General features: G+C 46.7%; 18 protein-coding genes. 9 read left to right on the forward strand and 9 right to left on the reverse strand.

Features of this window, described 5'->3' with window-relative positions; translation table 11 throughout:
• Nucleotides 1-119 precede the first annotated feature (119 nt).
• The 5 genes from CIK04_RS07780 to CIK04_RS07800 form a co-directional block, all read right to left on the reverse strand.
• Complete coding sequence (locus tag CIK04_RS07780) at nucleotides 120-3,269, reverse strand: efflux RND transporter permease subunit (protein WP_097352380.1); 3,150 nt, start codon at nucleotides 3,267-3,269, stop codon at nucleotides 120-122.
• A gap of 1 nt (nucleotide 3,270) precedes the next feature.
• A complete protein-coding gene (locus tag CIK04_RS07785; protein WP_232708626.1) occupies nucleotides 3,271-4,218 on the reverse strand; it encodes an efflux RND transporter periplasmic adaptor subunit in 948 nt (315 codons plus the stop codon).
• 95 nt (nucleotides 4,219-4,313) lie between these two features.
• Nucleotides 4,314-4,781, reverse strand: a complete 468-nt coding sequence (locus tag CIK04_RS07790) for a YeeE/YedE family protein (RefSeq protein ID WP_038963419.1) — start codon at nucleotides 4,779-4,781, stop codon at nucleotides 4,314-4,316.
• Nucleotides 4,782-4,789: 8 nt separating this feature from the next.
• Nucleotides 4,790-5,212, reverse strand: a complete 423-nt coding sequence (locus tag CIK04_RS07795; protein ID WP_017422805.1) for a YeeE/YedE family protein — start codon at nucleotides 5,210-5,212, stop codon at nucleotides 4,790-4,792.
• 15 nt (nucleotides 5,213-5,227) lie between these two features.
• Nucleotides 5,228-5,539: a metalloregulator ArsR/SmtB family transcription factor gene (locus tag CIK04_RS07800; protein ID WP_038941075.1), complete on the reverse strand. Its 312-nt coding sequence runs from the start codon at nucleotides 5,537-5,539 to the stop codon at nucleotides 5,228-5,230.
• Between the two features lie 152 nt (nucleotides 5,540-5,691).
• Between CIK04_RS07800 and CIK04_RS07805 the strand changes: the two genes are divergently transcribed.
• From CIK04_RS07805 to CIK04_RS07820, 4 genes are all read left to right on the forward strand, one after another.
• Entirely contained in the window at nucleotides 5,692-5,877 is a 186-nt protein-coding gene (locus tag CIK04_RS07805; protein ID WP_011081305.1) for a DUF2892 domain-containing protein, read from the forward strand.
• Nucleotides 5,878-5,962: 85 nt separating this feature from the next.
• On the forward strand, nucleotides 5,963-7,666 hold the full coding sequence (locus CIK04_RS07810; protein ID WP_045594684.1) for an FAD-dependent oxidoreductase: 1,704 nt from the start codon (nucleotides 5,963-5,965) through the stop codon (nucleotides 7,664-7,666).
• A 326-nt stretch (nucleotides 7,667-7,992) separates the two neighbouring features.
• Nucleotides 7,993-9,558 (forward strand): DUF1800 family protein, encoded by a 1,566-nt coding sequence (locus CIK04_RS07815; protein ID WP_097352379.1) that lies wholly within the window; start codon nucleotides 7,993-7,995, stop codon nucleotides 9,556-9,558.
• Between the two features lie 10 nt (nucleotides 9,559-9,568).
• Complete coding sequence (locus CIK04_RS07820) at nucleotides 9,569-10,885, forward strand: DUF1501 domain-containing protein (protein ID WP_017422801.1); 1,317 nt, start codon at nucleotides 9,569-9,571, stop codon at nucleotides 10,883-10,885.
• 69 nt (nucleotides 10,886-10,954) lie between these two features.
• On the opposite strand, the gene CIK04_RS07825 is transcribed toward CIK04_RS07820, so the two are convergent.
• Complete coding sequence (locus CIK04_RS07825) at nucleotides 10,955-12,043, reverse strand: ketoacyl-ACP synthase III (RefSeq protein WP_039446772.1); 1,089 nt, start codon at nucleotides 12,041-12,043, stop codon at nucleotides 10,955-10,957.
• A gap of 294 nt (nucleotides 12,044-12,337) precedes the next feature.
• Here CIK04_RS07825 and trxC point away from each other — a divergent pair, with 294 nt between their 5' ends.
• Both trxC and CIK04_RS07835 read left to right on the forward strand, forming a co-directional pair.
• Nucleotides 12,338-12,772 (forward strand): thioredoxin TrxC, encoded by a 435-nt coding sequence (trxC, locus tag CIK04_RS07830; RefSeq protein ID WP_038964543.1) that lies wholly within the window; start codon nucleotides 12,338-12,340, stop codon nucleotides 12,770-12,772.
• Between the two features lie 198 nt (nucleotides 12,773-12,970).
• Nucleotides 12,971-14,125 (forward strand): MFS transporter, encoded by a 1,155-nt coding sequence (locus CIK04_RS07835; protein WP_097352378.1) that lies wholly within the window; start codon nucleotides 12,971-12,973, stop codon nucleotides 14,123-14,125.
• A gap of 5 nt (nucleotides 14,126-14,130) precedes the next feature.
• Here CIK04_RS07835 and CIK04_RS07840 read toward each other — a convergent pair whose 3' ends face one another.
• Nucleotides 14,131-15,015, reverse strand: a complete 885-nt coding sequence (locus CIK04_RS07840; RefSeq protein WP_026050834.1) for an AraC family transcriptional regulator — start codon at nucleotides 15,013-15,015, stop codon at nucleotides 14,131-14,133.
• A 51-nt stretch (nucleotides 15,016-15,066) separates the two neighbouring features.
• Here CIK04_RS07840 and CIK04_RS07845 point away from each other — a divergent pair, with 51 nt between their 5' ends.
• Nucleotides 15,067-16,452 (forward strand): MATE family efflux transporter, encoded by a 1,386-nt coding sequence (locus CIK04_RS07845; RefSeq protein ID WP_097352377.1) that lies wholly within the window; start codon nucleotides 15,067-15,069, stop codon nucleotides 16,450-16,452.
• Here the strand turns inward: CIK04_RS07845 and CIK04_RS07850 are convergent.
• Complete coding sequence (locus CIK04_RS07850) at nucleotides 16,421-16,846, reverse strand: nitrous oxide-stimulated promoter family protein (RefSeq protein ID WP_038941083.1); 426 nt, start codon at nucleotides 16,844-16,846, stop codon at nucleotides 16,421-16,423. The genes CIK04_RS07845 and CIK04_RS07850 overlap by 32 nt on opposite strands.
• A gap of 107 nt (nucleotides 16,847-16,953) precedes the next feature.
• Here CIK04_RS07850 and CIK04_RS07855 point away from each other — a divergent pair, with 107 nt between their 5' ends.
• Nucleotides 16,954-17,157 (forward strand): DUF2986 domain-containing protein, encoded by a 204-nt coding sequence (locus tag CIK04_RS07855; RefSeq protein WP_017789168.1) that lies wholly within the window; start codon nucleotides 16,954-16,956, stop codon nucleotides 17,155-17,157.
• 80 nt (nucleotides 17,158-17,237) lie between these two features.
• Here CIK04_RS07855 and CIK04_RS07860 read toward each other — a convergent pair whose 3' ends face one another.
• Nucleotides 17,238-18,854, reverse strand: coding sequence for a methyl-accepting chemotaxis protein (locus tag CIK04_RS07860; protein WP_097352376.1), 1,617 nt, complete (start codon nucleotides 18,852-18,854; stop codon nucleotides 17,238-17,240).
• A 505-nt stretch (nucleotides 18,855-19,359) separates the two neighbouring features.
• Between CIK04_RS07860 and CIK04_RS07865 the strand changes: the two genes are divergently transcribed.
• Nucleotides 19,360-20,688 (forward strand): anaerobic C4-dicarboxylate transporter, encoded by a 1,329-nt coding sequence (locus CIK04_RS07865; RefSeq protein WP_026050833.1) that lies wholly within the window; start codon nucleotides 19,360-19,362, stop codon nucleotides 20,686-20,688.
• Nucleotides 20,689-20,691 lie beyond the last annotated feature (3 nt).

Raw genomic sequence — 20,691 nt, forward strand, 5'->3', positions numbered from 1 at the left:
AAGAAATTAGAGATAAAGAAATTAAAAATATAGATACGAGCCCCTACGTCGGGGCTCTTGTTAATTGATTACTTAGGTCTGTTGTACTTCAATGGTTAGATTTGTTCGCACGCCAATACCTAGACGAAGCGTTTTTTCATTGCCGCGTAATAGAGCACTGGAATCACAATCAAGGTAAGAATCGTCGAGACGAAGATACCAAAGATTAAGCTGATTGCCAGACCATTAAAAATGGGGTCATCAAGGATAAACACTGCTCCAATCATCGCAGCCAATGCGGTAAGCATAATCGGTTTTGCCCTAACCGCTGCCGATTGCATTACCGCTTCTGCAAACTCAACCCCTTCTTCCACTTGCTGGTTAATAAAATCCACCAGCAAAATGGAATTTCGCACGATAATCCCTGCAAGTGCAATCATGCCGATCATCGAGGTTGCGGTAAATTGCGCGCCCAACAAAGCATGCCCTGGCATCACACCAATAATGGTCAGTGGAATGGGGGCCATGATGATCAATGGCACTAAATAGGATTTAAACTGCGCCACCACCAGCAAGTAGATAAGCACCATGCCCACTGCGTAAGCGATCCCCATATCACGGAACGTTTCATAAGTGATGGTCCACTCGCCATCCCACATGATGGAAATCCCCTGCAGACCATCTGGCTGATGAATGAAGTATTGCTCTAGCGGCATGCGCTCAGACAAGGTTCCTGATAAAGCCGCCATACCGTAGAGTGGACTGTCCGTTTCCCCAGTCATATCCGCCACCACCATGACCATAGGCACAAGGTTTTTGTGCACAATATAGTCTTCCATCTTAGTTTGACGAATGCTCACGAGCTCAGACAATGGGTATCGGTTGCCCGTTTGACTGACGACCTGCATGTTTAACACTTGCTCCAGGCGCACTTTCGCACTTTCATTTGCTTGAATCATCACGGGGATTGGATACTTGCTGTGTTCAGCGTGCAAATAAGTTACTGGCTTACCACCCACTGCCGTCGCCAAAGCATCAACGATGTCACTGTAGGGCACCATTAGATTGGCTGATTTACTTCGGTCGATCACCACTTGCCATTTTTGGTGAATCTCAGGCAAGTACATATCGACATCGACGATATCTTGCATTTCTCTGAAAATGTCTCTAACTTGGCGCGCTGCCGCTGCGCGCAATTCGGCGGTAGGCGCATACACCTCAGCCAAAATTGGCGACCAAACGGGAGGCCCCGGCGGCACTTCCACTACTTTGACTTTGCCGCCAAATTGGCTGGCAATCTGGTTAAGCATCGGGCGTACTGAACTGGCAATCTCGTGGCTGTCTCTCTCTCGCTCACGACGATCCAACAAATTCACTTGGATATCCCCCTGATGAGCTTGATTGCGTAAGAAGTAGTGGCGAACCAAACCGTTAAAGTTGATTGGCGCAGCGCTACCGACGTAAATCTGATAGTCGCTCACCTCTGGCACTTCGTTAAGCGATTGTGCCATTTCAAAAAGCACTCTCTGAGTCTTTTCAAGTGAACTCCCTTCTGGCATATCGAGCACCACTTGGAACTCAGACTTATTGTCAAAAGGCAGCATTTTCAACACCACCGCCTGCATCACTGGCAACGCCACCGATGCAGCAATCAGCCCAACAATACCGAGTAATAACAAGAAGCGATTGCGCCCTTGCGCTCTGGCGGTAATAAACGGCGACATGATTTTATGGAAGATAGAATCGGCTTTGTGTGACTCTTCGTGGTGTCCTGACTTCAGCAACTTACCCGACAGCCAAGGAGAAACCACAAAAGCCACGGCTAACGAAATGAGCATCCCCATTGAAGCATTAATCGGAATTGGGCTCATGTAGGGCCCCATTAGGCCAGAAACGAACGCCATCGGCAGCAACGCAGCGATAACTGTTAGTGTTGCCAGTATCGTTGGCCCACCCACTTCGTCCACTGCTACAGGGATTAGCTCTGCCAGTTTTTTCTTACCCATCGACATATGACGGTGAATATTTTCAACCACCACAATGGCGTCATCCACAAGAATGCCGATGGAGAAGATCAGGGCAAATAAAGAGACGCGATTGAGTGTAAATCCCCAAGCCCAAGAGGCAAAGAGTGTGATCATTAAGGTCACAACGATGGCAATACCCACAACCAGAGCCTCACGCCACCCCATCGTCAGCAGTACCAACAACACCACGGCCGTAGTTGCAAAAGCGAGTTTGCCTATCAGCGTGTTGCTTTTATCCGCTGCGGTTTTTCCGTAATCACGTGTGATGGCGATATCAACGTCATGCGGAATCAACTGATTTTTTAAGACCTCTAGGCGATCTTCTATCGTTTGCGCGACATCAACCGCATTCTCACCGCCCTTTTTCGCGATCGCCAAAGTCACGGCTGGGTAAAGGCCCTGCTTATCACTGGTCCACACATTTTGCGTTGGCGTGTTTACCCCAAGTTCAACATCAGCAATATCCGAGAAATAGACTGGCGCACCATTCGCCACACCCACCACCAGTTGCTTGATCTGGTCAACATGAGTGAGAAACTCACCAATCTGTAACGGTACTTGCTGATTATCATGAGTTAAACTCAACATCGATGAACGGCGATTCGCTGATGGCAACACTTGGTTTAGTTGACTAATACTAATGCCGTAAGCGTTCATTTTTACAGGGTCTAGACGCACATCCACAATAGTGGAATGCGCGCCCACAGTGTAGATATCGCGAGTTCCCTCTATTCTTTTCAGCTCTGTTTCAAGCCCGTGGGCAATTTGCGTGAGTTGTTGGCCAGTATAATGTCCTGATTTATCAGACAAGGTCACAGTGACAATGGGCACATCCTCGATGCCGCGAGGTTTGATCACGGGTTCGCCGACACCAACGCCTTGTGGCATCCAGTCTTTGTTTGAATAGAGTTTGTTGTAGATGCGCACAACGGCATCATTACGCGTGACCCCAACATCAAAGATCGCCACGATCATCGCACCATCAGGCTGAGAAAAGGAGTAGATCTTATCGATGCCTTGAATTTCAGAGATCACCTGCTCTGCAGGCGTCGTCACCAAACTGGCCACTTCTTGAGGAGATGCGCCCGGAAACGGGATATACACGTCAGCAAAAGTCACATCTATTTGTGGTTCTTCCTCTTTGGGTGTAACGATTACAGCAAATAACCCCATCAATAGCCCCACCAAAGCGAGCAAAGGTGTCATGGCTGAATGTTGAAAGGCCGCGGCAATGCGACCCGAAATTCCGAGTCGTGTATCCATACTATTCACCTTTGACGTTGATGAGATCCGTGGTAATTCGATCACCGATTTCTAGGCCGGAAAGCACTTCATAGCTATCCTCAAACTCTTGTCCTAAACGAATCGGATTCAAGATGGGTTTATTGTTGTCATCAAGCCGATAGACCACACTCAGTTCTGCGCGACGGATCACCGCTTGCTTAGGCACTAACAAGAGGGCTCTTTGCCCATAAGTAAAACGAGTTTTAACCCAAGAGCCAGGAACGAAATTTGCCTGATTTTCCGGTAGATTTAAGCGAATTGGAAAGCTATGAGAAGCCGAGTCTGCGTATTGGAAAAGATTGAAAGAGCGCGGTGAAACCTGTTCACCAGCCCCGTTATCAATCACAAACTGAGTCGGTTCTTTAACATAAGCGCGATAATTCTGCGGGATCTGCGTTTCGACACGCAGTTGTTGTAACGAGAACCCACTGAGTAAAGGCATCCCCGGAGCCACTGTTTCACCTAACTCAACTAAACGCTTAGTCACGACGCCATCATAAGGTGCAGTGACACTTGTGTAACCGAGAGATTCTTTCGCTTGCGCAACGGCGGCTTCTGCAGATTTGACCGCAGCCGCACTACTTCTGGCGCGAGATTCCGCTGCATCCATTTGATCTTGGGAGATGGCACCTTTTGGCATCAACTGGCGAAAGCGCTTTACTTGAGCTTGAGCTTCCGAATTTTGCGCTTTGGCACTCGACAACTGAGCTAAAGCAGAATCAAGCGCCGCCGACTGCTGCACCGCACTGATTTCCAGCAACACCGTACCTTGCTTGACGAAGTCGTTTACATCCACATTCAACGCCACGACTGTACCCGACGTTTGCGCTGCCACAGTACCTTGATTGACGGGCTGGACAACGCCATCAAAGACAACGAATTGCTCGACAGTCTTCAGTTCTGTAATGTAGGTTTCGGCGTGCACCATAGCAGGCACAGCAGAAAGCAATCCGATTGCGAGTGCTGAGTGTTTAAACCATTGCATAGATAATCTCCCTTGATCTTTACGCCAGCATAGTCTTGTTATGCAAGTTCTGTTTTGACTTCTCGCGCATTTTTGAAACAAATCAGTAAGTTGGTAACACCTAATCCGACCATCATGGCGGCAAAGAAAAGCACAATTTGAATGTTACCAAGCCCCAAACTTGCCACAGCAGGGCCAGGGCAAATTCCAGCCAAGCCCCAACCAATACCAAAGATCGTTGCGCCCGCGACCAAACGTTTATCGATGGTTTGCTGACTGGCTAAGCAAAATGTTTCGGCATTGAGCGGTTTCTGTTGTTTTCGTATTAGCAAGAAGTAACCTGGCATGAACACCGCCAATGCACCGCCCATCACAAACATGAGGCTTGGGTCCCAATGACCTGCGATATCGAGAAAACCAATCACTTTATTGGGGTCCGTCATGCCTGAAATCGCCATCCCCAAACCAAACAAAATACCCGCCATCAACGACGTCAATCGAAAGACAAAATTATTCATTTTATTCATGCCCTAGCTTAAGAAATCCAGTGAAGTCGAACAAAAACCGTCATGGCAGCTACCGCCATAAAAATCGCCGTTGCGACGATAGAGCGTTTTGATAAACGGCCAATGCCACAGATCCCGTGACCACTAGTGCATCCATTTCCTAAACGTGTGCCGATGCCCACTAACAACCCAGCTGCAGCGATTAATACGCCTGATGTGGGTAACGCGACCGATGCGCTCGCCGCACCGAAAGTCACGGCCAAAACACCACCACTCACCATGCCGATAACGAACATCAAACGCCACGCAAAATCTCTCGATTTAGGGGTGAGTAATCCCGTCAAAATACCGCTAATCCCTGCCACTTTGCCGTTGACCAACAACATGGTTAAGGCAGAAATGCCAAGTAAAATGCCTCCTGCCAACGACTCCCAAGGTACTACAAACGTCATATCTTCCTCGCAAAATTAGGAACAAAAAATAAACTGTAAACTGCCGATCAGCTTTTCAATTCGGGGATCAGCTAAAGAATAAAAAACTTGCTGAGACGCTTTGCGCGCTTTAACTAAACCATGTTTCCGTAAGACGGTGAGATGCTGTGAAAACGCGGATTGGCTCAAGGTTGAGCTTTGTTGAAGCTCACCAACACCGATTTCACCTTTTGTTAGCTGGCACAACACCATCAATCGCTCAGGATGCGCGACTATTTTTAACAGCTCAGAAACGCTTTCCGCGCTCTCTCTCATCTGCTCTAAATCAATTACTTTGTCATTGCTCATCACAACCACCTCCCCTGCATTGGTTTAAATCTTACGCAAACACAAACATTAGTCAACTCTAATTTAGATATATTGTATTTAGATTTATTTTTATTAGACATTTCTAATTTACGTGTGTATGGTATGCCTATCAACAACGAGGAGTGCTTGTTATGACGATTGAAAACGGAGTTCGCATTTTGGCCGGTAGCATGGTGTTGCTATCTCTAGTTCTTACCCAATACGTTCACGAAAATTTTGTTTGGTTGACCGTATTTGTAGGCCTGAATTTGATTCAAAGTGCCTTTACGGGCTTTTGCCCAGCCGTCTTTTTCCTTAAAAAGCTCGGCCTTAAGTAATTCGTTTTATTTGACCGAGTTGTCAGAGTTGTTTGCCTTTTCGCTCTACAATTCGGTCCAATCCTAAAATCAGAGGTTGAATATTATGACTAAAATCGTGATCGTTGGTGGCGTCGCAGGTGGTGCTTCAGCAGCAGCTAGAGCACGTCGTTTGAGTGAAGATGCACAGATAATCATGTTTGAACGTGGTCCTTTTGTCTCTTTTGCGAATTGCGGCTTGCCTTACCACATTGGTGGCGATATCAAAGAACGCAGCAAGCTACTTCTGCAAACACCAGAGAGCTTTCTCGCACGATTTAATGTTGACGTACGTGTCATGAACGAGATTACTGCGATCAATCGTCACGAAAAAACGGTCACCGTCAAAAACTTAATCGATGGTAGCGAATACGCTGAAAGTTATGATTTCCTATTATTGAGCCCCGGAGCAGGGCCTGTTGTGCCACCGATTCCTGGTATCGATAACCCTCTTACCCATTCTTTGCGTAACATCCCTGATATGGATCGCATCATTCAAACGATTCAAACCAATAATGTCGAGCATGCTACGGTGGTTGGGGGTGGATTTATCGGCTTAGAAATGATGGAGGCCTTCCATCAATTAGGCATTAAGACCACGTTACTCGAATTGGCGGATCAAGTGATGACACCAGTTGATCGCGAGATGGCCGGTTTTGCGCATGCTGAAATTCGCGCCAAAGGCATCGATTTACGTTTAGGTACTGCTTTAACCAGCGTTGAATACATCGCCAATGATCATGTTGCGAGCGAAAATGCGGGTGAAGATATCCAACATCAGCATATCTCTGGCCATCTAGCGCTGAGCCTGAGTACAGGGGATACGTTAAACACTGATGTTCTGATTATGGCAATTGGTGTCCGTCCAGAAACCAAACTGGCTCAGCACGCAGGCCTGCAAATTGGTGAGCTCGGCGGCATCTACACCAACGACATGATGCAAACCAGTGATCCTTCAATCTATGCCGTTGGCGATGCAGTAGAAGAAAAAGACTTTGTGACTGGAAAACAAACACTTGTTCCCCTAGCTGGCCCGGCAAACCGTCAAGGTCGAATGGCAGCTGACAACATGCTTGGCCGCAGTGAGCGCTACCAAGGCACTCAAGGCACCGCGATTTGTAAGATCTTCGATTTGGCCGTTGCGTCCACCGGTAAAAACGAGAAACAACTCAAACGAGATGGTGTCGAGTACGAAAAAGTCTACGTCCATACCGCAAGCCACGCGAGTTACTATCCAGGCGCTGAAATCGTGTCATTTAAAATGTTGTTTGATCCGAAAACTGGCAAAATTTTTGGCGCTCAAGCCGTCGGAAAAGACGGTGTCGACAAACGTATCGATGTCATGGCCGTCGCTCAACGTGCGGGTATGACGGTTGAGCAACTTCAACATCTTGAACTGACCTATGCGCCTCCTTACGGCAGTGCAAAAGATGTCATCAACCAAGCGGCATTTGTCGCCAACAACTTAATCAAAGGCGACGCAAAGGCGATTCATTTTGATGAGATTGAACACCTGAACGACGACCAATTACTGCTCGATGTGCGCAACCCTGGAGAGCTGCAAGCAGGCGGTTATTTGCCTGGCGCAATGAATATTCCGGTGGACCAACTTCGCCAACGAATGGATGAATTACCAAAAGACAAAGAGATCATCATCTACTGCCAAGTTGGCTTGCGCGGTAACGTCGCCTATCGACAACTGGTGAATAACGGCTATAAAGCCCGCAATTTACTGGGTGGTTATCGAACTTATATGTTCGCTAAATGTTAATTTCATTAGTGCATTAAATAAGGGAAGCATCGCTTCCCTTATTTTTTATTACATTCTTAGTAAGCTCAAAAAATATAACGAAATTTGGTACTTTCGTACGATTGCTATCACTACTTATGTCGACTCTAATACCATCAATAGCCACCAGCATTTAATCGAAGATTTAACACTCCATAAAAAACAATAAGATAGATATCACCACTTTATTTTTTACAAAAAATTGCACTGCGTTCTGTTTATCGCTCTATAATTTTGGAGAAGCGCTTCCAATGATTAGTAGTTTATTTTACAGCTCACAGAGCTAAAAACCACGCTACCATTTTTGGATGGTAAGAGAGTCAATTATGAGACAACGTCAGAACATTAATATTAGAAATGCTCTGCTGTTAGGTATTTTATTTTTAATTTCTATACCTGTCGTAATAGCCGGTGAGAACAATAATCTTACCAAGCAACAACAATATCAATTTTTATATCAAACCACCTTTGGACCAACACCACAAACTCAGCAACAGCTAGATTCTTTGGGCATTACAGCATGGCTTGAATATCAATTTTCACTGCCATTTACCTCACATCAAACCCTGTACTTAACGCCATTCCCGAAAGGAGAACAGGCCAATCGTGAAAACGCTTGGTATCAAATTTCGATACAAGCGGAAGATCAATTACGTCAACGCATGGCTTTTGCTTTAAGCCAAATTGTTGTGGTATCCCGTTATGGCGGGCAATTTGGTTCAAGAGCTCAAGCACTTAGCCAGTATTATGACCAACTGGGTGAGCATGCATTTGGTAATTATCGAGAGTTATTAAAAGAGATCGCCATTAGTCCAGTCATGGGTAGCTATCTATCAATGATGGGCAGTAAAAAAGAAAATGCCTCTACCGGTGCTCTGCCCGACGAAAATTTCGCTCGCGAACTCATGCAATTGTTCACTCTTGGCTTGTATCAGATCAATATGGACGGTTCATTCAAAACCACCAACGGTAAGCGACTCGCCACCTATCATCAGCACGATATTCAGGAGTTGGCGCGCTCGCTGACTGGCTGGTCGAGGTCGGACTACAGTTACCTGCTGCCAATGAAGGCCAATGCACGTACGCACGATAGTGGTGAAAAGTTGTTTTTAGGTCACACCATTCCTTCAGGCATGCAACCAGAAGCTGAACTTGATTTAGTGCTGGATATTATCTTTCAGCACCCTAACGTAGCTCCCTTTATATCGAGACTTTTGATTCAGCGGTTTACCACTTCAAACCCGAGTCCCGAGTACATCGAGCGCGTTGCCAATGTGTTTGCCAATAATGGTGCTGGGGTTCGTGGGGATCTCAAAGCGGTGCTTTCCGCCATCCTGACCGATCCGCAAGCCCAAGCCGGCGTGAGCAAAATCAAAGAGCCGATTTTAGTGTTAACACAATTTCACCGTGCCTTTGACCTCACCCCTACCAGCGACAGGCTTATTAATGCGGTAACCTTTTTGAATGTAGCCAATCAAGGTGGCTTACGTGCGCCTTCCGTATTCAACTTTTATTCGCCAGACTTCGCACCTCAAGGAGAGTTTGAGCAAAATGGCTTAGTCGCGCCAGAGTTTGAGCTTCTAGATTGGAACGTCTACACCCAAGTCGTGAACTACATGTACTACGCCATTAAGAGTAACAACGATCCAACCATGAGCATGAACCTAGCTCCTTATTATGAGCGTTTGGATCAGCATCAAGCTTTAGTCGATCTTATTAATGAGCGTTTATTTGGTGATGCAATGTCAGATGCCCTAGAAAGCCTATTGCTGAACACGCTAAATGACTATCCAGAAAGCTATGTCGCCAAGACCAAACTTTCACAGATTCTATTCCTCGCCCTATCGAGCGAAGAATTCTTTATCCAAAAGTGAGGATAAGAAAATGAAACTTTCACGCAGACATTTTTTACACGCTTCAGCAACGCTTAGTTTTGCTGGCACTTTTGGCTTTTCACTCCCGGCTCATGCTGGGTCGGATTTCAAAGCATTGGTTTGTATCTACCTTGCTGGTGGCAATGATGCGATTAATACCGTATTAGCGAAAGACAACGAGCACTACCTGCAATATAAAAATGTTCGTGGCAACCTTGCGCTAAGCCAATCACAGATCATTCCTCTGTCGCTCAAAGCGCAAGACAACCAAGGCAAACCCGTCACATTGGGATTGCATCCTGCGATGAGTAAGCTTGCTAGCGTGTTTAACCAAGGTGACGCCAATGTGGTGCTTAATTCCGGGATCTTGTGTCAACCCACAACAAAGCAGCAAATTCTCGATGGCACCGCCATGCTGCCAGAGCAACTGTTTTCCCACAATTCGCAATCTGATGAGTGGATGCGAGGTGCCGCCAACTCAGGCATAAACCTGGGTTGGGCAGGCCGATTATTGGACGCGCTGTCTTGCCAAAGCAGTGTGACACCGCTTTACAGTGTACACGGGGATTCGTTGTGGCTACGCGCCTCTGAATATCAGCAAGTGGTGCTTCGTAAAGATCGTGCTGTAGAGTTAAATGGCCTCGCCGATTCTGGGCTTAGCGATCTTTATGACGAGATGCTGGCTTTTGAGAGTGAGTCACCGTTCCAACGTCAGTTCCGACGTATGGTCAATCACTCACGAGCGGTGAGCCATACTTTAAGCCAAACGCTCGACTCAGTGCCCGATAACCCGATGTTTACTTCGTCTGATCTCGGTAAGCAGCTCAATACTGTGTTTAAGCTTATCAGCCAACATCAAGCATTGGGACAAAGTCGCCAAATCTACTTTGTAAAACAGACTGGCTACGATGTGCACGACACTCAATTGACTCAACACCCAGCTCTACTGGAAGACCTTAGCGACAATATGTACGCTTTGCACCAGGCATTGGGGGAACATCAAATGAGTGACAGCGTCACCACATTTACTATGTCAGATTTTGGGCGTCGCATGGCGAGCAATGGTAACGGAACCGATCATGGTTGGGGAGGACACCAAATCATTATGGGGAAAGGTGTACTCAGTGAAAATGCCATTGGCCACTGGCCAACGTTGAAAATTGATGGCGAGGATGATTATTCGAAAGGTCGCTTAATTCCGCGCATCGCTGCCGATCAGGTACATGGGACGTTGGCAAAATGGATGGGGGTTCACGATGAGCAACTGATGCGTTATGTCCTTCCTAATCTCGCTAATTTTCCAGACGGTGATCTCGGTTTTTTATAAAGCACGACCATTTATAGAGAATAAAAATAGGGAATCAAAATGGTTCCCTATTTATTTTTAATCAGAGAGTTACTTATCTCTGCGAGCGTTACATAGCTCAATCGCGTTTTTCAATAGATCTAGTGCACTCTTGTCGCACTCAGGCAAGACAGCATCACTTTCACTGATTGCCTCGACGCGTTGACCCCATTTCACTAAGCCAGCACCCCACGTCAAACCCGCACCAAATGCCGCTAACAAAATGTTGTCACCCGCTTTGATGTAACCTTGTTCTACCGCTTCACACAATGCGATAGGGACAGTGGCCGCAGAGGTGTTGCCATATTTCTGAATGTTCACAAACGCTTTGCTTTGATCAATACCAGAAAGGTCACACAAGGTTTGAATAATACGGATGTTCGCTTGGTGTGGGATCACCACATTAATGTCATCTTTGCTCATCCCTGCGTGTGCAAGAACATGAGCCGCAGCGCTTCCCATGCCTTTTACCGCACGTTTGAAGATTTCCTTACCGACAAAGTTGAAATCCCAGTAACCGTTGTCTGCAGCAAAACGATCCATAGAAGTACCAAACTTAGGCACAGAAAGAATGTCACGGCCTTGTGCATCACAACCAATTTTGGCGTTTTGCAAGCCAACCGCTTCTTCAGTGCGAGACAGCACCACGGCACCAGCACCATCGCCAAACAATACCGCGGTATCGCGCATTGCCCAGTCAATGTAAAACGACAGTCTTTCTGCACCAATAATCAATGCATGACGGTATGCGCCAGATTGGATTAAACGCGTGCCTGTTTCCAAACCGTACACGAAGCCTGTACATGCCGCGTTAAGATCAAACGCCGCGGCCGCTTCAATTTCAAGGTTCTTTTGCACCATTGATGCAATGTTAGGGATCAGAGAATCTGGCGAGCAAGTCGCAACAATAATTAAATCGATATCTTGAGCCGTAATGCCTGCACGCGCCAACGCCTGTTTTGCTGCTACGGTGGCTAAGTCAGAAGTATTTACATGACTGATACGGCGATTTTCAATACCAGTACGAGTTCGGATCCACTCGTCCGACGTATCAAGGAAGGTACTCAGATCGTCATTTGACAAGACAGCTGGTGGCAAACATTTCCCCCAACCGGTAATTTCCGCGTAATAATTTGTCATCTTAGACCTATTTATTGTTGTTTTGGAATTTAATAACCTGACATCAGGTCATGTGGTATCGGCAAGTATACGCTTTATCGAAGGAGCTGGTAAGTCCAGTTTTGATTCCCTCATTGAACTTGGCACTTGTCACCCATATATATACCTAAACAACTTGCTGTGGCCAGTCAGTGGCAAAAATGGCGCTATGTGCATGGTGAAACGCCTTGCTCTGAAACGAGCCATAGCGACCAATACTGCCTTCACTTCAAGTCAGCAGGATATAAAAAGTTAAATCAGTAAAGGAAGTAAAGTATGTCCACCTTTCATTCACGTTGCCCATCATGTGGTGGTATGAACCGTTTACCCGTCGAGCGTGTATCAGATAATCCGAACTGTGGTAAATGCAAAGCCGATCTCCTCGACGGCGCGCCTATCGAAGGGACCAACGACAATTTCACCCATTTGCTTCAAAGCGATCAACCTGTCGTGGTCGATTTCTGGGCACCATGGTGCAATCCTTGTGTGGGTTTCGCTCCTGTTTTCCAAGATGTCGCTGCAGAGCGTAAAGGCAAAGTCCGTTTCATTAAGATCAACACCGAAATCGAACAACAACTCGCAGCACAATTCCAAATTCGCAGCATTCCAACCGTGATGGTTTTCAAAAACGGTCAACGTGTGGATGTGATTAACGGTGCCCTCCCTAAAAGCCAGTTCGATCAATGGCTAAATCAAGCGTTAATTAAGTAATCGCAATGCCAGGCGAGCGCTGTTTTCGCCTGGCATGCATTCACCCTATCGATATCTTTCACCTAAACATTCAGTCAGCACATCAATAAAATTTCACATCCCTGACGACAAATATCTCTGATTTTACATGTCTGTTTTTTAGTCGCATAGTCGCGCCACTTTCATTAACAATCATGTGAAATTTGGAGATGACAACGCGTGAACCAACACAGTGACAAATCATTCGGTATTGCTATACCAATCATTGCTTTAACGCTCTACTCTATTGCGTCTGGGTATTTGATGAGTTTGATCCCACTGGTCACGAGTGAATATCAGCTTCCTGTTTCATTAGCCAGTTGGCTCGCTAGTGCGTTTTACGCTGGCCTATTATTGGGTTCTGTGTTTTTTGAGCCTTTGGTTCAACGCATCGGCCACAAGTTTGCCTTTGTGAGCTGCCTAGTTATCTTTATTGCCACGATCGTTGTTTTGCCTTTCTTTGCTTCTAGCCCTGTTTGGCTGGCGGCCCGCTTTATTGCAGGCATTGCCGTAGCGGGTATCTTCGTTGTCGTGGAATCATGGCTGCTAGATGGCGACGAGCGCTCGCGTGCCAAACGCTTGAGCTTTTATATGATCTCTCTCTACGGTGGTACGGCGTTTGGGCAAATCGGTATCACCTTCCTTGGTACCCAAGGTTTACTGCCTTTTGCTACTGTTTGCGTGACATTGTCACTGGCCGTCATTACGTTGATCTGTTTTAGAACCACTCAACCAAATAGCGCCGTGTCGGAAAGCCTGTCGTTTAAACAGATCATCAACCTTAACCATGCTGCGGTGATTGGTTGTATTGTTTCCGGCCTCACTTTGGGCGCTATTTACGGTTTGATGCCGCTAGAGCTGGCAAATCGTGATATCTCTCATAGCGAGATCGGCAGCCTAATGGCGCTGGTTATCCTCGGCGGAATGGTGGTTCAACCTACGGTGACATTACTCAGCAAGTGGACGGGTAAAACGCTGCTGATGGCGTTTTATTGCTTAGTGGGTGTCTTTACCATCGGTATGACTTTGCTTACCAACTCAACGATTGTCCTCGCGGTGTCGCTGTTTATTTTGGGCATGGCGGTGTTTGCTTTGTATCCTGTTGCGATTACGCTTGGCTGCCAACAGTTGGACAACAAGTTCATTGTTTCCGCCACTCAAGTGATGCTGTTCAGTTACAGCGTTGGTTCAGTGGTGGGCCCTGCTCTGGCGGGTAGATTCATGACTCAGCCTCATGGCTTGCTTGGCTACCTTTTTGCCATTCTAGTGCCCACAACGATCTACATGCTGTTTGCCGCACTGAAAACACGCAAAGTGGTGTCTCTCGGCGAATAACGCGTTTACTGCTGATTTTTACGAAAGTGAGTTGGCGATATACCAAAGTATTTCTTAAACCTGTGGGTGAAGTTGTAAGGGTCTTTATATCCCAAACGATGAGAAATCATGGTTATCGTCCACTCTTTGTAACGTAAGAGATCGGCTGCCTTTTCCATTCTCAGTTGTATAAGCCGCGTGCGCGGAGAAACACCAAATAATTGCTTAGTCAGGCGATTAAACTGCTCCTCGCTGATAAAACAGCGTGACGCCATATCCGCAACGCTCCATGGCAAATGCAGCTGACTCTCCACCTCATTGAATAGTGTTTGCACTCGTGAGAGAGAGGTTGAAATCGTAGGTTCAATAACCAGCAACATACGTGCAGCCTCACTAACCAACATTCTGCGATAGCTCGGCCTTCCACCTATCTCGCCGTACAACAAACACATTAACGACCAGATTAACTCCGTTTCATGAAAACTGACCACCGTTTGTCCCATACGCTCTATGTGTTGCCACTTTTCCGTTGGTTTAGGTAGCAGCCAAATCATATCCCAATGGCCTAATCGGGGGTTCATTTCAAAACGAAACGGTGTATGGGCAGGCAGAATCGTTAAGCTGTAAGGGGCGATTTCCCACACTCGATCTTTGGTGATCAACACGCCGCCCCCTTTCAAGGTAAAAAGCAAGGTATGCACGCCAACGCCATAACGCTCAACGTAGTAGCCATCTCTTAGCTCTGCGATACCCGCCATAAAAATCTCGGCGCTTTGCCATTCAGGAATTTCGGTCTGTGTCAGAAAGCGCTCTTTGCATCGATCGGCCAGATAAACCTCATCAATCCACTCTTGCTTGGGCAAATAGCCATCAATGACGGATTCGCACAGGTTTTGTGATTTTTCAAACATGTTAACTCCTCAGCAATCCCGTTATATTCCCACCGCAACAGAGGAGAGAAAATGAACGCACTTCACTCAGAGACAAATAATCCAAAAACCTTACCAGAAGGTCTATTGAAAACCATTACCAAGCTGGGTTTCCCCGTTGCCATTCAAAGTGCATTGGTGGCTATCTTGGCTTTAGCCGATGTGCTTATGGTAAGCGACTTTGGTAAAGAAGCAACTGCCGCTGTGGGAATTGCCTCAAAATGGCACTTTATCGCCATCATGATTATGGCGGGTTTAGCGTCAGCCAATGGCACGCTAGTGGCGCAGTATTGGGGCAAAGATGATGCACGAAGTGCAAAAGCGGTGTCTCTCATTGCGCTAAACTTTGGCTTAAAAGTCCTGATCCCGGTGACACTGCTGATCACATTAGGTTCGCAGTTCATTATGATGCTGCAAACCAATGACCAAACTGTTATTGGTCTTGGATCCGTGTATCTGTGGTATGCGTTCCCAGTGCTGTTGTTAACCCACATCGTGATTGTGATTGAATCAAGCATGCGCTCATCCGGCGACACCGTCACCCCACTTATCATCGGTTCATTGACTATTGTGGTTAACATTGCGTTGAACTATTGGTTGATTAAGGGTGGGTTTGGTGTACCCGCGATGGGCGTAGCAGGTGCAGCATTAGCGACCTCGATTTCACGTGCAATCCAAGTCTTTTTGATGCTGACTTTGATGAAATCAAAGCAACATTGGTTGTTAACAACCGAAGCCTCCTCGGAAAGACCTTCTTTATGGCTTTCCTATCGACGATTAGCCCTTCCTGTCACGTTAGGCGCAGTGTTGTGGGGCATTGGTACCATGTCCTACCAAATTATCTTTGGCCACATGGGAACGACTGAACTGGCCGTGTTTAGCATGTTGGGGCCGTTTGAATCTCTTTGCTATGCGATTTTCTTCGGATTGTCCGTTGCCTGCTCTGTGCTGATTGGCCAATCCTTAGGGCGAAATGAGTTCGAACGCGCTCAAGCCATGGCGGCGTACTTTATCAAAGTGGTGTTTATTGTTGGTTTATCCGTTGGTGCGTTCATGCTGTTGAATCGCGAATGGATTCTTGCTGGCCTCAATTTGAATACTGAGGAGTTACGCCCACTTGCTGCACCGGCTGTAATTATCCTCTGCTGCGGCATTTGGATTCGTATGCTGAACATGACCATCATCAACGGCATCATCCGCGCGGGCGGCGACAACGTCTTCTGTTTGAGAATGGACTTTATCGCCATGTGGATGACAGGTATTCCCCTATGCGCTTTTGCTGCGTTCATCGCAGGCATGGAGTTTAAAGTGGTTTACTCACTGATGTTAGCGGAAGAAGTGGTCAAGCTGGCGCTTTGTTATCGTCGCTACACACAGAAATTCTGGATCAAGAACCTGACTGTGGTGACGACTTGCTAGCCAACCGTTTGTGTCGATTTGAACTCTCCGGTGCCGGCTTCTCTGGCACCGCCTTTTTTTCATGCAGTAAGTGCCTCACGGCCAGTATGGGGTGAACGAGTAACATACGTGGGCCTGCGTAACGCATCACCAAACGCATCTGTTCTTTTTGCGCTTTCTTATAACAGTGAATGGGACACTTATTGCAGGTTGGCTTATTTTCACCATAGGGGCATCTATCCAAGCGCACCTCAGCGTACTCCATCAACGCGTGGCATTCATCGCACAGCCCTTCGCTTTGGTGATGATCTTTGCAATAAATCTTGATCATCGCAGAGACTGTTTTAAATTCTGTCGCCAGGGCGCCCATCAGCATGTTTGAAGTCATCGTACTTCCAATTCTTATCAATAACATTGTCAATTTTAGGTCTGTCCGAGAATTGTTTTCATTTATCTAAATCAAACTCGCTTGTACTTTTCAGCACAAATGATTATTCTCTGCCACCTTTAACGGGGGCAAACATGAACCGCAAAAAGAAAATCAATCAAATCTTAAAATCTAAGCAGAAAAAGCAAAACGCCAAACTGCACAAAAGCAACAAGCCTCGCTATATTTCCAAAGCAGAGCGCGCCAAGCTAGACGAGAGCGAAAAGTTAGACGCAATGGAAAATGGCGCTGATGCAGAGAACTCAGCCGAGGCTGAAACGCTTAACGCAACAGAATAGCAAAACCGCTCAAATTGAGCGGTTTTTCTTTCGTTCTCTTTTTCGTTCGTCCTTTCATTTCAGAGTAACTTTGAACAGGTTTACACCTTAAAGTAACGCAGTTGGTCATTTAAAATTTCAGCTGCGGCGGCCATCGACTGGCTTTCTTGAGCAAGCAACTGAGATGATTGCATCACTTCATTGGCAGCTAAGTGAATACTGGTGACATTTTCCGTCATTTCATTCGCGACCAAGCCTTGTTGCTCAGAGGCTGCTGCAATTTGCGCCACCATATCATTGGATTTCACCAACTCTTCAACCATTAGAGACAACTGCTTTTGTGTTTCAATCGTAATTGTCACACTTTGCTCAACTTTGCTGTTACTGCGCTCCATCGCTTTGACTGTGCGTGCGGTACGTTCGGTCAACTGATCGATGGTTTGCTGTACTTCCGTGGTGGATTGCTGAGTCCGTGAGGCCAAGTTACGCACTTCATCCGCCACCACCGCAAACCCACGCCCTTGCTCACCAGCACGCGCCGCTTCAATCGCTGCGTTGAGCGCGAGCAAATTTGTCTGCTCAGAGACCTCACGAATTACGCTAACAACGGCACTGATCTCTTGTACGCCAAGTTTCAGCTCCGTCACCAGTTGATCGGCGGCAGAAATTTCCTGAGAGACGTGCGAGATCGTCTCTGCCGTTTTGCTCATCGATTCCCCACTCTGTTCTGCATGCGTCGTCACCACACCCGTCGTATGCGCGGTGTTTTCCGCGTTGTTGGCGACATCAGATATCGTGGTGCTCATCTCTGTCATCGCCGCGGAAAGCAGTTCTAACTGAGCATGCTGACTGCCAACACTGGTTGCCGCTTCTTCACTTGCCTGAGCAATATTTTGTGCCATCGACGCCGATTGTGCGGAAGCTTCATGAGCGGCGATTAAGGTGTACTGCAGTTTCTCCAGCATTCGATCGATTTCATTACTCATCACACCAAGTTCGTCTTTGCGTTTTGCATTCAAACGAACACGAAGATCGCCATCAGCAATTTTATTGGTGTTCTCAATCAATCGATTAAGAGGCAGGACGATGTTGGAAGAAATTACATACCCCATCGCGAGTAGAACCACCGCCATCAAACCCGCCACCAGTGCCGCCTTAGCCATTTGTAGGTAAAACGCTTCATGAATATCGGCAACCAAAATACCCGAGCCAATGATCCAGTTCCATTCAGGCACCAGCGTGACATAAGAGATTTTTTCTTTTAGCTCACCTTGAGGACTTTTCCATTGATAGTCGAGAAAACCTCGCCCTTGCGTGGATGTGACGCTTGCCATCTCTCGCCAATGAAATTTACCCGCGCCATCTTTAAAATCCCGAGCACTCTTCCCATTGAGTTCTGGTTTAACAGGGTGCACAACAACCTGAAGTTGCGGTGTGGTGATCCAAAAATAATTATCCCCATCGTAGCGCAACTGATTCACCGCCTCTTTCGCTTGCGCCTGCGCTTCATCCAAACCAATTTCTTTGGATAAAGTGCGATAATGCTCTATCAGACTCGCTACCGTTTCGACTTGAGCGCTGAGTTTGCTTTCCCGTTCAGCGAGGGATGTTTTTCGCTGTTCATTGAGGTTATAGAGTGAAGTGACCGCGATTAACAACGCCGCGAGTAAGACAAGCGATAGAAGTTTGTACTTAACAGACAAATTACTTAATTTCATTTAAGCATCCATTTTTATAAATAAAGCCAACTGAGTCATGTTTTTCTGAAACGCTGATTCTTACCTGTTTAATTGAATAGACAAAGGATGCATATCACGATTTTAACCACATGTTATCTATGGGTTTCATAAAGTCAGTTTCAATCACGTTCTTATGCAAATTAGTAATCAAAACCGTTAGCTTTAATGGCAATTTGCAGCACAAATCACTAAACAAAAAGAAAAATACGGGCCACATGTTACAAAAAGTAAACACGCAACTCAGTGATTGTATAAAACATCGCGCGAACACAAATTCACCATTGTTAACTCTATCTGTTTAATCTCTCAATTATCCATTAACAGCTTCCTTACCTGACCTTTACGAACGCCCGATTTTCCGTGAGTTAACACCGAGAAATTGCATTCCAAATTTGCATAAAAGTGTTATGTGAACCGCGTTTACTATTTTTTTTGTATAACGCGCGAGAATGACATCACCAATATTTCGTTAAGGATAAACAATATGTTGTATTTGGAATTCCTGTTCCTTTTGCTGATGCTATACATCGGCTCTCGATACGGCGGTATCGGTCTCGGGGTCGTTTCCGGCATCGGTTTGGTGATTGAAGTTTTTGTTTTCAAAATGCCTCCAACGTCCCCGCCTGTCACGGTAATGCTGATCATTTTGGCGGTCGTGACCTGTGCGTCTATTTTGGAAGCGGCGGGCGGCTTGAAGTACATGCTGCAAGTGGCTGAAAGAATGCTGCGCAAAAACCCGAAACGCGTTACCCTCATTGCTCCTTTTGTCACCTACACCATGACATTCATGTTGGGTACTGGCCACGCGGTTTACTCAATCATGCCAATCATCGGTGACGTTGCACTGAAAAATGGTATTCGACCTGAGCGCCCGATGGCAGCCGCATCCGTTGCGTCACAAATCGCGATTACGGCCTCGCCAATCTCAGCGGCTGTGGTTTACTACCTTGCACAGCTTTCTGATATCAATCATGAGATTACGCTCCTTTCTATTCTGCTTGTGACTGTGCCAGCAACACTGTTTGGTACTTTGTTGATGTCACTCTACAGCATGAAACGCGGCAAGGAGTTGGAAGATGATCCTGAATATCAAGCACGTTTGAAAGATCCTGTTTGGCGCGAGAAGATCCTCAACACCACCGCGACGTCGTTGGATGAGCATCTACCTGCAGCAGCACGTAACTCGGTTCTACTGTTCATTTTGTCGATTTTGACCATTGTGGTTATCGCGATGATTCCTGAAGTTCGTATCATCGGCGAAGGCACTAAACCCATCAGTATGGCCGTGGTCATTCAAATGATGATGCTCTGTTTCGGCGGTATCATTTTGTTGGCAACCAAGACCGACCCGCGCAGCGTGCCAAATGGCGTTGTATTCAAATCGGGCATGGTTGCGGCAATTGCCATCTTCGGTATTGCGTGGATGTCTGACACCTACTTCCAATACGCGATGCCGCAATTCAAATCTGGCATTGTGGAGATGGTAAACAACTACCCATGGACATTCGCACTGGCGCTGTTCATTGTATCGGTCGTGGTGAACTCTCAAGCCGCTGTAGCGCGCATGATGCTTCCCGTCGGTCTTGGTCTGGGTTTGGAACCAGCCTTGCTGGTTGGCTTAATGCCTGCCCTATACGGCTACTTCTTTATTCCAAACTACCCGTCAGATATCGCGACTGTGAACTTTGATAACACGGGCACCACCAAAATTGGTAAGTGGTATTTCAACCACTCCTTTATGTCGGTTGGTTTGATTGGCGTGATTGGCGCGTGCTGTTTAGGCTATCTGCTAGGACAGATGATCATCGGTTAACCA

Source organism: Vibrio sp. 03_296 (assembly GCF_002265885.1).